The organism is Streptomyces sp. NPDC051740, from assembly GCF_044453165.1.
In the GTDB taxonomy this organism is placed as follows: domain Bacteria; phylum Actinomycetota; class Actinomycetes; order Streptomycetales; family Streptomycetaceae; genus Streptomyces; species Streptomyces atrovirens.
Map to the genome: position 1 here is coordinate 165,991 of NZ_JBITCL010000014.1, position 11,863 is coordinate 177,853.

The 11,863-nt window shown below is 73.8% G+C and carries 14 protein-coding genes; 6 read left to right on the plus strand and 8 right to left on the minus strand.

Annotation, left to right across the window (positions count from 1 at the left end; translation table 11 throughout):
• Positions 1-129: 129 nt before the first annotated feature.
• The gene (locus tag ACIA6T_RS23655) at positions 130-519 is read left to right on the plus strand and encodes a helix-turn-helix domain-containing protein (protein WP_399448505.1); all 390 of its coding nucleotides are present in this window, start codon (positions 130-132) and stop codon (positions 517-519) included.
• A 79-nt stretch (positions 520-598) separates the two neighbouring features.
• Here the strand turns inward: ACIA6T_RS23655 and ACIA6T_RS23660 are convergent, their stop codons facing one another.
• Positions 599-1,201: a ClpP family protease gene (locus ACIA6T_RS23660; protein ID WP_399448441.1), complete on the minus strand. Its 603-nt coding sequence runs from the start codon at positions 1,199-1,201 to the stop codon at positions 599-601.
• Complete coding sequence (locus ACIA6T_RS23665; RefSeq protein WP_399448442.1) at positions 1,201-1,857, minus strand: ATP-dependent Clp protease proteolytic subunit; 657 nt, start codon at positions 1,855-1,857, stop codon at positions 1,201-1,203. Before ACIA6T_RS23665 ends, ACIA6T_RS23660 begins: the two co-directional genes overlap by 1 nt.
• A 221-nt stretch (positions 1,858-2,078) precedes the next feature.
• Here ACIA6T_RS23665 and ACIA6T_RS23670 point away from each other — a divergent pair, with 221 nt between their 5' ends.
• From ACIA6T_RS23670 to ACIA6T_RS23680, 3 genes are all read left to right on the plus strand, one after another.
• The gene (locus ACIA6T_RS23670; protein WP_399448443.1) at positions 2,079-2,561 is read left to right on the plus strand and encodes a VOC family protein; all 483 of its coding nucleotides are present in this window, start codon (positions 2,079-2,081) and stop codon (positions 2,559-2,561) included.
• A 141-nt stretch (positions 2,562-2,702) separates the two neighbouring features.
• Positions 2,703-3,413, plus strand: coding sequence for a ribonuclease H (locus ACIA6T_RS23675; protein WP_399448444.1), 711 nt, complete (start codon positions 2,703-2,705; stop codon positions 3,411-3,413).
• 64 nt (positions 3,414-3,477) lie between these two features.
• Entirely contained in the window at positions 3,478-4,461 is a 984-nt protein-coding gene (locus tag ACIA6T_RS23680; protein WP_399448445.1) for an aldo/keto reductase, read from the plus strand.
• A 12-nt stretch (positions 4,462-4,473) separates the two neighbouring features.
• Here ACIA6T_RS23680 and ACIA6T_RS23685 read toward each other — a convergent pair whose 3' ends face one another.
• Positions 4,474-4,815, minus strand: coding sequence for a hypothetical protein (locus ACIA6T_RS23685; protein ID WP_399448446.1), 342 nt, complete (start codon positions 4,813-4,815; stop codon positions 4,474-4,476).
• A gap of 137 nt (positions 4,816-4,952) precedes the next feature.
• Between ACIA6T_RS23685 and ACIA6T_RS23690 the strand changes: the two genes are divergently transcribed.
• Positions 4,953-5,471, plus strand: a complete 519-nt coding sequence (locus ACIA6T_RS23690) for a DUF6328 family protein (protein WP_399448447.1) — start codon at positions 4,953-4,955, stop codon at positions 5,469-5,471.
• Here the strand turns inward: ACIA6T_RS23690 and ACIA6T_RS23695 are convergent.
• Positions 5,458-5,883, minus strand: coding sequence for an SsgA family sporulation/cell division regulator (locus tag ACIA6T_RS23695; RefSeq protein WP_399448448.1), 426 nt, complete (start codon positions 5,881-5,883; stop codon positions 5,458-5,460). The genes ACIA6T_RS23690 and ACIA6T_RS23695 overlap by 14 nt on opposite strands.
• A gap of 108 nt (positions 5,884-5,991) precedes the next feature.
• Positions 5,992-6,963, minus strand: a complete 972-nt coding sequence (locus ACIA6T_RS23700) for an LLM class F420-dependent oxidoreductase (RefSeq protein WP_399448449.1) — start codon at positions 6,961-6,963, stop codon at positions 5,992-5,994.
• A 74-nt stretch (positions 6,964-7,037) separates the two neighbouring features.
• Between ACIA6T_RS23700 and ACIA6T_RS23705 the strand changes: the two genes are divergently transcribed.
• Positions 7,038-8,510: a serine hydrolase domain-containing protein gene (locus tag ACIA6T_RS23705; RefSeq protein WP_399448450.1), complete on the plus strand. Its 1,473-nt coding sequence runs from the start codon at positions 7,038-7,040 to the stop codon at positions 8,508-8,510.
• Here the strand turns inward: ACIA6T_RS23705 and ACIA6T_RS23710 are convergent.
• The 3 genes from ACIA6T_RS23710 to ACIA6T_RS23720 all read right to left on the minus strand — a co-directional run bounded on the left by ACIA6T_RS23710 (position 8,481) and on the right by ACIA6T_RS23720 (position 11,839).
• Positions 8,481-10,043, minus strand: coding sequence for a serine/threonine-protein kinase (locus ACIA6T_RS23710; RefSeq protein ID WP_399448451.1), 1,563 nt, complete (start codon positions 10,041-10,043; stop codon positions 8,481-8,483). The genes ACIA6T_RS23705 and ACIA6T_RS23710 overlap by 30 nt on opposite strands.
• 78 nt (positions 10,044-10,121) lie before the next feature.
• Complete coding sequence (locus ACIA6T_RS23715; protein WP_399448452.1) at positions 10,122-11,081, minus strand: threonine/serine dehydratase; 960 nt, start codon at positions 11,079-11,081, stop codon at positions 10,122-10,124.
• A gap of 80 nt (positions 11,082-11,161) precedes the next feature.
• On the minus strand, positions 11,162-11,839 hold the full coding sequence (locus ACIA6T_RS23720) for an AIM24 family protein (RefSeq protein WP_399448453.1): 678 nt from the start codon (positions 11,837-11,839) through the stop codon (positions 11,162-11,164).
• Positions 11,840-11,863 lie beyond the last annotated feature (24 nt).

Here is an 11,863-nt window from a genome sequence, read left to right on the forward strand (position 1 = left end):
CGATGGTACGGGGGCGCGGCCCGCAAGGCGTTCCGGGCCGCGCCCCGGAACGCCTTCACTCAGGGCGGAACGCCGGTCCCTTCCACTCGGGGCCGGAGTTCCTAGGCTGAGGAGGTGACCAGTCAAGAGATGACCGGCCCAGCGCCGGACCGTGCCCGTGTCATCCCCCTGCGCCCCGGCCCGCCGCCGGACCCGGTGGCTCCCGCGCCCAGGGAGCCGTTGCTGCGCGACCTCGTCGGGGACGTGCTCCGCAGCGAGCGGCTCGCCCAGGAACGGACGCTGAAGGACGTCGCCGACGCGGCCCGGATCTCCATGCCCTATCTCTCGGAGGTGGAGCGGGGCCGCAAGGAGGCCTCCTCGGAGGTCCTCGCGGCCGCCGCCCGGGCGCTCGGCCTCGGCCTCGGCGACCTGCTGACCCGGGCCCACGGAGAACTGGTCCGCGTCACCGGCCGGCGGGCCGTCCCCACGGCCCGGGGAGTGTCCGGCTCCGCGCACAACGGACTCTGCCTGGCCGCCTGACCCGCGCCCGGCGCCTCACACCCTCTCAGGGGCCTGTCTGACGATTCCCACCCGCCCTCCGGGCGGACGACGGGAATCGTCAGACAGGCCCCAGGCGCCGGGCCAGCACCTCGTCGGCCAGGCCGTACGCCACGGCCTCCTCGGCGGTGAACACCTTGTCGCGGTCCATGTCGGCCCGCAGGGTCGCCACGTCGTGGTGCGTGTGCCGGGACAGCACCTCCTCCACCTGGGAGCGGATCCGCACCATCTCCTTGGCCCGCAGCGACAGGTCGGACGCCGTGCCGCGCGTCCCGCCGGAGGCGGGCTGCCCGAGCAGCACCCGCGCGTGCTCCAGCACGAACCGCCGCCCCGGGTCCCCGCCGGCCAGCAGCACGGCCGCCGTGGAGGCCGCCTGCCCGACACAGAACGTCGAGATCGGCGCCTGGACGAACGTCATCGTGTCGTAGATCGCCATCAGCGAGGTGAACGAGCCGCCGGGGGAGTTGATGTAGACCGCGATCTCGCTCTCCGGGGCCGACGACTCCAGATGGAGGAGCTGCGCGATGACGACGTTGGCGACCCCGTCGTCGATCTCCGTCCCCAGGAAGATGATCCGCTCGGCCAGCAGCCGGCTGAACACGTCGTAGGACCGCTCGCCCTGCGGGGTGCGCTCGACGACGTTCGGAATCGTGTACGACCCCATCACCGCAGCCCCATCCTGGGCCGGGCGGCGGCCGGACGGACGTCGTCCAGCGACTCCACCACCCGGTCGACCATCCCGTACCCCCTCGCCTGCTCGGCGGTGAACCAGCGGTCCCGGTCGCCGTCCCGGGAGATGGTCTCCGGGGTCTGGCCGGTGTGCTCGGCGGTGATCCGCTCGATGGTCCGCTTGGTGAACTCCAGGCTCTCCGCCTGGATCTCGATGTCGGCGGTGGTGCCCCCGATGCCCCCCGACGGCTGGTGCATCATGACGCGCGCGTTCGGCAGGGCGCAGCGCTTGCCGGGCGTGCCGACACAGAGCAGGAACTGGCCCATGCTGGCCGCGAAGCCCATGGCCAGGGTCGAGACGTCGTTGGGGATCAGCCGCATCGTGTCGTAGATGGCCAGGCCCGCGTGGACCGAGCCGCCGGGGCTGTTGATGTACAGGCTGATGTCGGTGCGCGGGTCCTCGGCGGACAGGATCAGCAACTGCGCGCACACACGGTTGGCGGACACCTCGTCGACCTGCGTGCCGAGCAGCACGATGCGCTGCGCGAGGAGCTGGGCGGCGAGATGGTCGTCGAACCGGGTCGGCGGGGTGTCGCCCTCCTCGGCCCGGGGCAGCGGGACCGGCCACGGGCCGGCGGTGAACGGAGACATCGGCGCTCCTGGGGGTCGCTGGAACGCGGCCGGGACGACCGCGTGCCCCCACTCTCGACCGGCCCGCCGGGTCGGCGGGGAAACCTCTGCCCGTGGCAGATCCGCCGTGGGCAGAGCGATCGTCCGTACCGCCGTCCGGACCGGTCCGGGGCCGCACCGATGAGTTCCGGGGCGGGGCCGGGTCAACACTCATGACCGTGTTCCACGCCCGGGAGGTACTCATGACCACCGACGGATTCACCACATGCCTCTGGTACGACGGCCGGGCCGAGGAGGCCGCGAACTTCTACGTCTCGGTCTTCAAGGACTCGAGCCTCGGCGACGTCGTCCGCAACACCGGCGCCACGCCCGGCGCCGAGGGCTCCGTGCTCACCGTGGAGTTCACGGCCAACGGCCAGAAGTTCGTCGCGCTCAACGGCGGGCCCGAGTTCACGTTCAACGAGGCGATCTCCTTCCAGCTCGACTGCGCGGACCAGGCGGAGATCGACCACTACTGGGAGAAGCTCGTCGAGGGCGGCGGCGAGCACGGCCCCTGCGGCTGGCTCAAGGACCGGTTCGGTGTCTCCTGGCAGGTCAACGCGGTGCGGCTGACCGAGATGATCAGCGACCCGGACCGACGGAAGGCGGACCGCGCCATGAAGTCCATGATGACGATGGGCAAGCTCGACATCGCCGCCCTGGAGAAGGCGTACGCGGGCGAGTGAGACGGCCCGGCCCCGTCCGGAAGGGGCCGAAGCCACGGCCGTACCGCCCGGAGGCACCCCGCGCCGGGCCGACGCGACAGCCGGCGGCCCGCGGGGCGTCACCGCCCCGGGCGGGCCCGGCCCGCCCGGGGCGGACATGGCATGATCGGGCGCATGCGTGAACGAGTTGTGGCCGCGTGCGACGGGGCTTCGAAGGGAAACCCGGGACCCGCCGGCTGGGCCTGGGTGGTCGCCGACGACGCCGAGAGGCCGGTCCGCTGGGAGGCGGGAGCGCTCGGCAGGGCCACCAACAACATCGCCGAACTCACGGCGCTGGAGCGGCTGCTGGCGGCGACCGACCCCGCCGTACCGCTCGAGGTCCGGATGGACTCGCAGTACGCCATGAAGGCCGTCACCACCTGGCTCCCCGGCTGGAAGCGCAACGGCTGGCGCACCGCGGCCGGCAAACCGGTCGCCAACCAGGAACTCGTCGTCCGCATCGACGAACTCCTCCAGGACCGCTCGGTCGAGTTCCGCTACGTCCCCGCCCACCAGGTCGACGGCGACCGGCTCAACGACTTCGCCGACCGCGCGGCCAGCCGGGCGGCCACCGCCCAGGAGGACGCCGGCAGCGAGCTGGGCTCGCCCGAGCCGCCGGCCGCCCCGGACCGCCCGGCGGGCGGCACGGCCAAGCGCGGTTCCGGCCCGGCGAGGACACCCCGGCAGCGCGGCGGCTCGTCGTCCCGCACGATCAAGGCGAAGTTCCCGGGCCGCTGCCCGTGCGGACGGTCCTACGCGGCCGGCGAACCCATCGCCAGGAACGACAAGGGCTGGGGCCACCCCGAGTGCCGGACGGCGGCCCGGAGCGTCTGAGCGGGCGCACGACGACGGGGGAGCCGCCCGCCGGCCGGGCGGCACGGATGACAGACTGACCCCCATGGACGAGCGCACATTCGACAGGTCGCAGCAGCACGCCTCCGTGATCGGTCTCGGCACATGGCAACTCGGGGCGGACTGGGGCGACGTCGATGACAAGGAAGCCCTCGCGGTGCTGGAGACCGCCGCCGAGTCGGGCGTCACCTTCTTCGACACCGCCGACGTGTACGGCGACGGACGCAGCGAGCAGACCATCGCGTCGTTCATCGGCGGACGGCCCGATCTGCACGTACTGGTCGCCACCAAGATGGGCCGCCGGGTCGACCAGATCCCCGGGAACTACGTCCTGGACAACTTCCGCGCCTGGAACGACCGCTCGCGGCGCAACCTCGGCGTCGACCGGATCGACCTGGTGCAGCTGCACTGCCCGCCGACCCCCGTCTACTCCACCGACGAGGTCTTCGACGCCCTCGACACCCTGGTGGAGGAGGAGCGGATCGCCGCCTACGGCGTCAGCGTGGAGACCTGCGCGGAGGCGCTCACCGCGATCGCCCGGCCGAACGTGGCGAGCGTGCAGATCATCCTCAACCCGTTCCGCATGAAGCCGTTGCGCGAGGTCCTCCCGGCGGCCCGCGAGGCGGGCGTCGGCATCATCGCCCGCGTCCCGCTCGCCTCCGGACTGCTGTCCGGCAAGTACACCCGGGACACCGTCTTCGCCCAGAACGACCACCGCAGCTTCAACCGGCACGGCGAGGCCTTCGACCAGGGCGAGACCTTCTCCGGCGTCGACTACGCGACCGGTGTCGAGGCCGCCGCCGAGTTCGCCGCGCTCGCCCCCGAGGGATACACCCCGGCCCAGCTCGCCCTGCGCTGGATCATCGAGCAGCCCGGCGTCACCACCGTCATCCCCGGCGCCCGCACGCCCGAGCAGGCCCGCGCCAACGCGGCCGCCGCCCGGCTCCCGGAGCTGCCCGGGGCGACGCTCACGGCGATCCGGGACCTCTACGACCGGCGGATCAAGGACCAGGTGGAGGGCCGCTGGTAGCGGCGACGGACGTCACGGCTCCAGGAGCAGCTGCCGCTCCTGCTCCTGGTCGCCGGAGGCGGCGCCCTCGTCGCGCGCCGTGAAGGACCGCGTGAGGGTGTCGCTCGCCCGCCGCACCGCCTCCGGAGTGCCCTGCACGGTGACGGTCACCGGCGCCGACAGCGGCCCCGCGTCCGCGGCCCCGGCCGCCGCCTCCCGCTTCTCCCCGGTGAACGTCGCCACGCGGACCGTCGCGTGCGCCGCGGAGGGACGCTGCTCCGCGTCCCCGAACGTGCCCTCCAGGACCCGGACGACCGCCCGGGCGTCGTCGGCGTCCCCGCCGCTGAACGTCACGGTGAGCTGGGTGTCCGACATACGTCCACGACCTCCTGGCCTCGGTGTCATCGCCGTCCGTGTAACCGTGCCCCGCACCCCCAAACCGGCGACCGGCCTGGGAGGACGGCGGCTTTCGGGGCATCCGGAGGAGGGAGACCAACGGAAAGGGAGGCACTGTGTCGGACACGGAGCGGGGCGAGGGCAGGCGCCGGGGACGGAACGAGACGGAGGACGAGAGAGCGGACCGGATGTGGACGGAGCTCATCCAGGAGGTCCGCGTCGCCCAGATGGGGGTGCAGATCCTCTTCGGTTTCCTGCTGACCGTCGTGTTCACCCCGACCTACGCCAGACTCTCCGACACCGATCAGACGATCTACCTCATCACGGTGGTGCTGGGCGCCTGCGCCACCGGCGCCCTCATCGGCCCGGTGTCCCTGCACCGGCTCGTCTCCGGACGGCGCATCAAGGCGCAGGCCGTGCGGTGGGCCTCCCGGCTCACCCTGCTCGGCCTCCTGCTGCTGCTGGCCACCACCAGTTGCTCCCTGCTGCTCATCCTGCGCGTGGCCACCCACGACGGCTTCGTGCCCTACCTGGTGGCCGGAGTGGTGGCCTGGTACCTGCTGTGCTGGTTCGGCCTGCCGATGTGGGCCCGGTACCGCCACACCGCGCGCCAGGGGGAGTTCAGTTCCCGGTGAGGACGTCCGCGAGGAAGTCGTCCACCCGGACCTCCTCGCACCCCGGCGGCACCAGCAGCCGGGTCTCGTGCAGGAACCCGCCGACGGTCTCGGCCCACGCGAACACCACCGCGTGGTGCCGGCCGCCGTCGGCGTGGGCCTCGCCGAGGAACTCCATCCGCAGCTCCCGCCCCACACCCCGGGACTCCGGCCGCAGCCGTACGTCCCCGATGCCGACCGGGCGGGTGAGACCCTCGGTGACCATCTCCCGGTCGAGCTGCCAGCGGGCGAGGACCCGGCCGTCGTGGCTGAAGACGATGGTGACGGCGAACGGGTCGGACGGGTCGTAGCTCAGGTGGGCGAGCACGGGAAAGCGGTCCGTGTCGCCCGCCTGGAGCTCCACCACCAGGGTCTTGTGCACGAACGAGTTCACGAAAGGGCCTCCGGGAAGTACCGACGTAGAGCCCTCTAGTACCCCGCATCCACGCAAGATGCTCAGCCCTATGGGTGAATCACCGGCCGTGCGGGACCGTCGGGGGCGTCAGCCGAGGGCGTCCCGCAGCGCCGGCAGCAGCGTCTTCTCCGACCAGTCCAGGTACGCCGGCTGCGACTCGCCGCCGATCTGCACCAGGGCGATCTCGGTGAAACCCGCCTCGGCGTAGGGGCGGACGGCCTCGACGAAGTCCGACGGGTCGCTGCCGCACGGAATCGACCCGGCGACGTCGTCGGGCCGGACGAACTGCGTCGCCGACGCGAAGGAGTCCGGGTGCGGCAGCTCCGAGTTGACCTTCCAGCCGTTGCCGAACCAGCGGAACTGGTCGTGGGCGCGTTCGACGGCCGCGTCCCGGTCGGGGTCGTAGCACACCGGAAGCTGCCCCACCCGCGGCTTGCCCTGCCCGCCGTGCCGGTCGAAGTCGTCGAGGAGTTCCGCCTTCGGCTCGGTGGCGATCACCAGGTCGGCGAGCCGGCCCGCGAGGGCGCAGGACCGCTTCCCGGACACCGCGACACCGATCGGCGGCGGCTCGTCCGGCAGGTCCCACAACTTGGCCGACTCGACGTCGAAGTGGGTGCCCCGGTGGTTCACGTGGCCGCCCTCGAACAGCGCGCGGATGATCTCCACCGCCTCCTCGAGCATCTCGTGCCGCACGTCCACGGACGGCCAGCCGCCGCCCACCACGTGCTCGTTGAGGTTCTCGCCGGAGCCGAGCCCCAGCCGGAACCGGCCCTCGGACAGCAGCTGCGTCGTCGCCGCCTTCTGCGCCACCACCGCCGGGTGGTAGCGCAGCGTCGGACACGTCACGTACGTCATCAGCGGGATGCGCGAGGTGGCCTGCGCGGCGGCACCCAGCACGCTCCAGGCGTACGGCGCGTGACCCTGCGACGCCAGCCAGGGGAAGTAGTGGTCCGAGGTCACCGAGAAGTCGAAGCCGGCCTCCTCGGCCCGCACCACATGGTCGACCAGCTCACGGGGCCCAGCCTGCTCGGTCATCATCGTGTATCCGATTCGCACCATGTGCCCCGGGTCCCCCGGCCGGGGGCGGGGAAAACGATGGATCACCCGGCGGCGCCCCGGGCAGGATGCCCCTCATGACCGCCCACCCGCTCCCCGCCGCGGAGCCCGCCGCCCAGGGCGTCGACGCGTCCGGCGTCCACGCCTTCCTCGACGCCCTCGAAGCCGCCCCGGACATCGAGCCGCACAGCCTGATGATCCTGCGCCACGGCCACCTGGTGGCCGCCGGCTGGTGGGCACCGTACGCCGCGCGGCGCCCGCATCTGCTGTACTCGCTCAGCAAGAGCTTCACGGCGACCGCCGCCGCCCTCGCCGAGGCCGAGGGACTGCTCGACTTCGACGCCCCGGTGCTGTCGTACTTCCCGGAGTTCGAGGCCGGCATCACCGACCCGCGCAGCCGGGCGATGCTGGTCCGGCACGTGGCGTCCATGGCCAGCGGCCACGAGAGCGAGACCGTCGACGCGGCGTTCGCCGCCGACCCCGCCGAACCCGTGCGCGGCTTCCTGCTCCAGCCGCCGCAGCGCGACCCGGGCACCGTCTTCGCCTACAACCAGCCCTGCACGTACACCCTCGGCGCGATCGTGCAGCGGGTCACGGGACAGCCGCTCACCGGCTATCTGCGGCCCCGGCTGTTCGACCCGCTGGGCATCGGCGAGACGCTGTGGCAGCGGGACCGCACCGGCCGCGAGATCGGCTTCAGCGGACTGCACGCCGCCACCGACGCCGTGGCCCGGCTCGGCCAGCTGTACCTGAACGACGGGGTGTGGCGGGGCGAACGGCTGCTGCCCGAGGGATGGGCCGCCCGCGCCTCCCACCCGCACACACCGACCGCCGGAACCGCGCTGGTGGGGGACCGGCAGGACTCGAACCGCGGCTACGGGTACCAGTTCTGGGTCTCCCGGCACGGATTCCGGGGCGACGGGGCCTACGGGCAGTTCTGCCTCGTCCTGCCCGAGCACGACGCGGTGGTCGCCGTGACGACGGCGACCGAGCGGACGCAGGAGTACCTCGACCTGGTCTGGCGGCACCTCCTGCCCGCCTTCCACCCGGAGCCGCTGACCGGCCGCCAGGCCAGGGACACCGCCCTGCGCGAACGCCTCGAACGGCTCGCCCTGCCCCCGGCCGGGGGAGGCCCCGTACCGCCGGAGCGGGCCGGGGACTGGTCCGGCGCCGCGTTCACCCCGGAGGGCGGGGGCTGCGCCGACCAGCCGAAGCTGACCGCAGCCGAGGTCACGGCGGACGCCGGCGGCGGCTGGACGCTGACCCTCACCGAGGACGGAGAACGGTTCGGCGCACCGTTCTCCGCCGGGCAGGGGTGGACGACCGCCGAGAAGCCCGCCCCGGCCGCCGCGAGCGGAGGCTGGGCCGACGGCGACACCCTCGCCGTGGACCTGGTGTTCCTGGAGACGCCGCACCGCCTCCGGGTCACCTGCTCCCTCACCGACCGGACCTTCACCGCCCGCTGGCTCACCCGCCCGCTGCACGAGTGGCCCCTGCGCAAGCTGCGCGCCCCGCGCGGCTCAGTCCGCGGCGGGCCGGAACGTCCGTAGGAAGGTCCGCAGGGCCTCCCGGCTCGCGGGTTCCTCCCAGCCGGCGGCCGGGGTCGTCCAGCGCAGCGAGAAGCCGCGCCCGCCGCCCAGCAGGAACCCGCGGCCGAGGGTGCGCACCCGGGCGCCGCCGGCCTCGGCGTACCACTCCAGGTCGGCGGCCTCGCGCCCCTGGTACGTCGTCGTCCGGATCCCGCCGATCCGCTCGTAGCCGGCGCCGGACCGTTCCAGGCGCGGCTCCACGTCGTCCCGCCACACGGCCACCGCGTCCGGCCCCACCCGCTCGCTGTAGGTGACGGCGAGCGTGCGCGGGTCCCCGTCGGCGCCGAAGGTGACGCGGTAGCCCCGGTCGGCGCCGCGGGAGGTGTCCAGCCGCTCCCAGCCCTTCGGCAGCGCGACGGAGAAGCCCTCCGGGGCGTGGTAGGCGCGGTAGCCGGGCGGGAGGCCGCCCGTGCCGTCCGACGGGGAGGGGGACGGGGTGGGCGTGGACGGGTCCCCGGATCCGTCCGGTGGGCCGGCCGGCGCGGACGCCGAGGGCGGCGGCGCGTCGGCGGCGGAACCGCCGCCGGCGCCCGGCAGCCCCCGCGCCGCGGCGAGCACGGCGACCGCCACCGTGACGACGGCGAGCGTGGTGCCGAGGAGCGTCGTCCGTCTGCCCCGTTCCCGGCCCGCGTACCGCACGGTGCCGGTGTGCGAGCCGTGCGGCCGGGGGACCGGCGCCGCCTCCGGGGCCTCCCGCAGCACACGGATGAGCGCCCCGCGGACCACCTGGCGGGTCAGCCGCTCCCGCGGGTCCTCGCGCAGCAGCCCCTGGACGACCTGGGTGAGCGGGCCCGCCCGCACCGGTGCGCGCGGCGGCAGCCGGTCCACGCCCTTCAGCGTGGCCTCGGGCCGCCCGCGGTCCCGGAACGGCGGACGCCCCTCCAGCATCGTGTGGAGGATCGCGCCCAGCGCCCACAGGTCCGCGGCGGGCCCGGTCCGCTCGTCACGGGCCTGCTCCGGGGAGGCGTACGACGGTGCCGTGAGCCGGGACGCCGGCACCGTGCCGGCCAGGCCGTACCCGGTGACGACGGCCGGCCCGCCCTCGCACAGGAACACCTGGCCGGGGCTGAGCTCGCCGTGCGTGACGCCCCCGGCGTGCGCGGCCTCCAGTACGTCGAGCAGCTCCAGCGCGACGCGGGCGGCCCGCACCGGGGGGAACGTGCCCTCCTCGGCGAGGACCTCGTCGAGCGGTGTGCCGTCGATCCACGCGGTGACGGTCCACAGGAAACCGCCCTCCTCGACGGTGTCGACGACGCCGGCGATCCGGCCGGGGCACAGGCGCGCCACGCTCTCCGTCGCCCGCGGCACGCGGGAGGGCGCGCGCCGCGCACCGGCCGCGTCCCGCGGGAGCCCGACCTGGGTGACCAGGCAGGGGCGGCCGGTCCGCAGATCGTCGGCGTACCAGCGGACGCGGTTGGTCTCGCGATGGGTGATCTCGACCAGCCGGTAGCGTCCGGCGACCGGCCGTTCCGTGGAGACGCGCGCCCTGCCCATGGCCATCCCCCGTCGAACCGCCGGCTCCCGCTGTCCCCAGTGGTACGGGGAGCGGGCGGGGTCCGTTCAACGGGAGGCTCAGCGAAGTTCGAAGTGTTCCGTCCAGGCGATCATGTCGCCGGTGGTGGCGTTGCCGCCGCACACCACGAGACCGAGCCGGGCCCCCTCGCCGACCCGCTCCAGCACCCGCCGCGCGGCGGGCAGCAGACAGCCGGCGGCCGGCTCGGCCCACACCTTGGCGTGGTCCGCGAGCTCCAGCGAGCCCCGCACCGCCTCCCGGTCCGGTACCACCAGCACCTCGGTGACCAGCTCCGACACATGCTCGTACGTCAGCGGGGAGACGGCCGGGGCGCTGAGCGTGGAGACGATCGACGTCAGCTCCACCGGCACCGGGCCGCCCGCCGCCAGCGCCTCGGACATCGCCTGCGCGCCCTCGGTCTCCACGCCCCAGACCCGCACCCCGGGCCGCAGCGCGCGCAGCGCCGCCGCCACCCCGGCGATCAGCCCGCCGCCCCCGATGCTCACCAGGACGTCCGTGAGGTCACCGGCGTCCGCGGCGAACTCCAGCCCCACCGTGCCCTGGCCGGCGATCACCACCGGGTCGTCGAAGGGGTGGACCGGGGTCAGCCCCTCCTGCTGGAGCCGCGTCATGAGCGCGAACGCGCCGTCCATGTCGTCGGTCAGCCGCACCGACGCGCCCGCGGACTCCGCGATCTCCACGGCCCGCAGGGGCGCCGAACGCGGCATCACCACCGTGGCCTTCACATCGAGGGAGGCGGCCATCACCGCGAGGGCGATCCCGTGGTTGCCGCCGCTCACCGCCACGACCCCGGCGGCCCGCTCGGCCCCGCTCAGCGACAGCAGCTTCGCCGCCGCACCCCGCACCTTGAACGAACCGGTGCGCTGCAGCAGTTCCAGCTTCGTGGTGACCGGGGCCCCGAGCAGGGCGGACAGGCCGGGGCTCGGCACGGTCGGGGTCCGCACCACGTGCCCGGCGATCCGCTCGGCCGCGGTCTCGATGTCGGCGATCCCGATCACGACTGTCACCTCTCCGGCGCGGGGGTGTGATCCGTGCCGTACACCACCCTGACCCGCCCGGCGGCCAAGGTCAACATCGCTCAGTGCTGCTGGGCCTTCTGCGGTGTCGCCTCACTGGGCCGGACGACGACGTACCCCTCGCCCTGCAGCATCAGCTGCACGGCCTCGCCCGACCCGCCGCGCAGCATCGAGCCCAGCGACTGGGAACGGTGCAGCGAGGTGGCCAGGCCCGCGGTCCAGCCGACGATCGCGTCCGTGTCCACGTACACCGGGTACTGCGGCGACACCGGGATCACCAGCGGATTCCCCTCGCACACCAGCCCCAGCCGGCCCTGCCCGGTGAACACGCTGTTGAACAGTCCGCCGCCGGCGATGCCGGCGCCCTTCACGGTCGCGATGCGGTACGACAGCGAGGAGTCGAAGCACAGGACGTTGCGGCCGTTGACGGTGAACTCGTCGCCCGGGTCGACGTCGACGATGAAGCAGTTCTGCGCCTCGTGCGCGAACCAGGCCTCGCCCTGACCGCGCACCGTCATCAGCGGCAGTCCCTCACCGGTCACCGCCCGTTTGAGCATGCCGCCGACGCCCTGCCCCCTGCGCTCGAACCGGAGGTCGCCGCGGTAGGCGACCATCGCGCCCTGCCGGGCGAGCATCTCGCCGTTGACCGTGTAGCGGACGCACTTGGCGTTCTCGACGGACATGCCCGGAGCCGTGGCCGGCTGCACCATGTGCTGACTGGAAAACAGGTCACCCTTCATGAGGGCATCCTCGCCCGGACTCCC

Bases quoted from the DNA above. Each gene is read 5' to 3' on its own strand.
- ACIA6T_RS23675 (WP_399448444.1), top strand. From the start codon at position 2,703: ATGATCGGGCGCATGCGTGAACGAGTTGTGGCCGCGTGCGACGGGGCT.
- ACIA6T_RS23660 (WP_399448441.1), bottom strand. From the start codon at position 1,201: ATGGGGTCGTACACGATTCCGAACGTCGTCGAGCGCACCCCGCAGGGC.
- ACIA6T_RS23665 (WP_399448442.1), bottom strand. From the start codon at position 1,857: ATGTCTCCGTTCACCGCCGGCCCGTGGCCGGTCCCGCTGCCCCGGGCC.
- ACIA6T_RS23670 (WP_399448443.1), top strand. From the start codon at position 2,079: ATGACCACCGACGGATTCACCACATGCCTCTGGTACGACGGCCGGGCC.
- ACIA6T_RS23710 (WP_399448451.1), bottom strand. From the start codon at position 10,043: ATGGGCAGGGCGCGCGTCTCCACGGAACGGCCGGTCGCCGGACGCTAC.
- ACIA6T_RS23700 (WP_399448449.1), bottom strand. From the start codon at position 6,963: ATGGTGCGAATCGGATACACGATGATGACCGAGCAGGCTGGGCCCCGT.
- ACIA6T_RS23705 (WP_399448450.1), top strand. From the start codon at position 7,038: ATGACCGCCCACCCGCTCCCCGCCGCGGAGCCCGCCGCCCAGGGCGTC.
- ACIA6T_RS23685 (WP_399448446.1), bottom strand. From the start codon at position 4,815: ATGTCGGACACCCAGCTCACCGTGACGTTCAGCGGCGGGGACGCCGAC.
- ACIA6T_RS23655 (WP_399448505.1), top strand. From the start codon at position 130: ATGACCGGCCCAGCGCCGGACCGTGCCCGTGTCATCCCCCTGCGCCCC.
- ACIA6T_RS23720 (WP_399448453.1), bottom strand. From the start codon at position 11,839: ATGAAGGGTGACCTGTTTTCCAGTCAGCACATGGTGCAGCCGGCCACG.
- ACIA6T_RS23680 (WP_399448445.1), top strand. From the start codon at position 3,478: ATGGACGAGCGCACATTCGACAGGTCGCAGCAGCACGCCTCCGTGATC.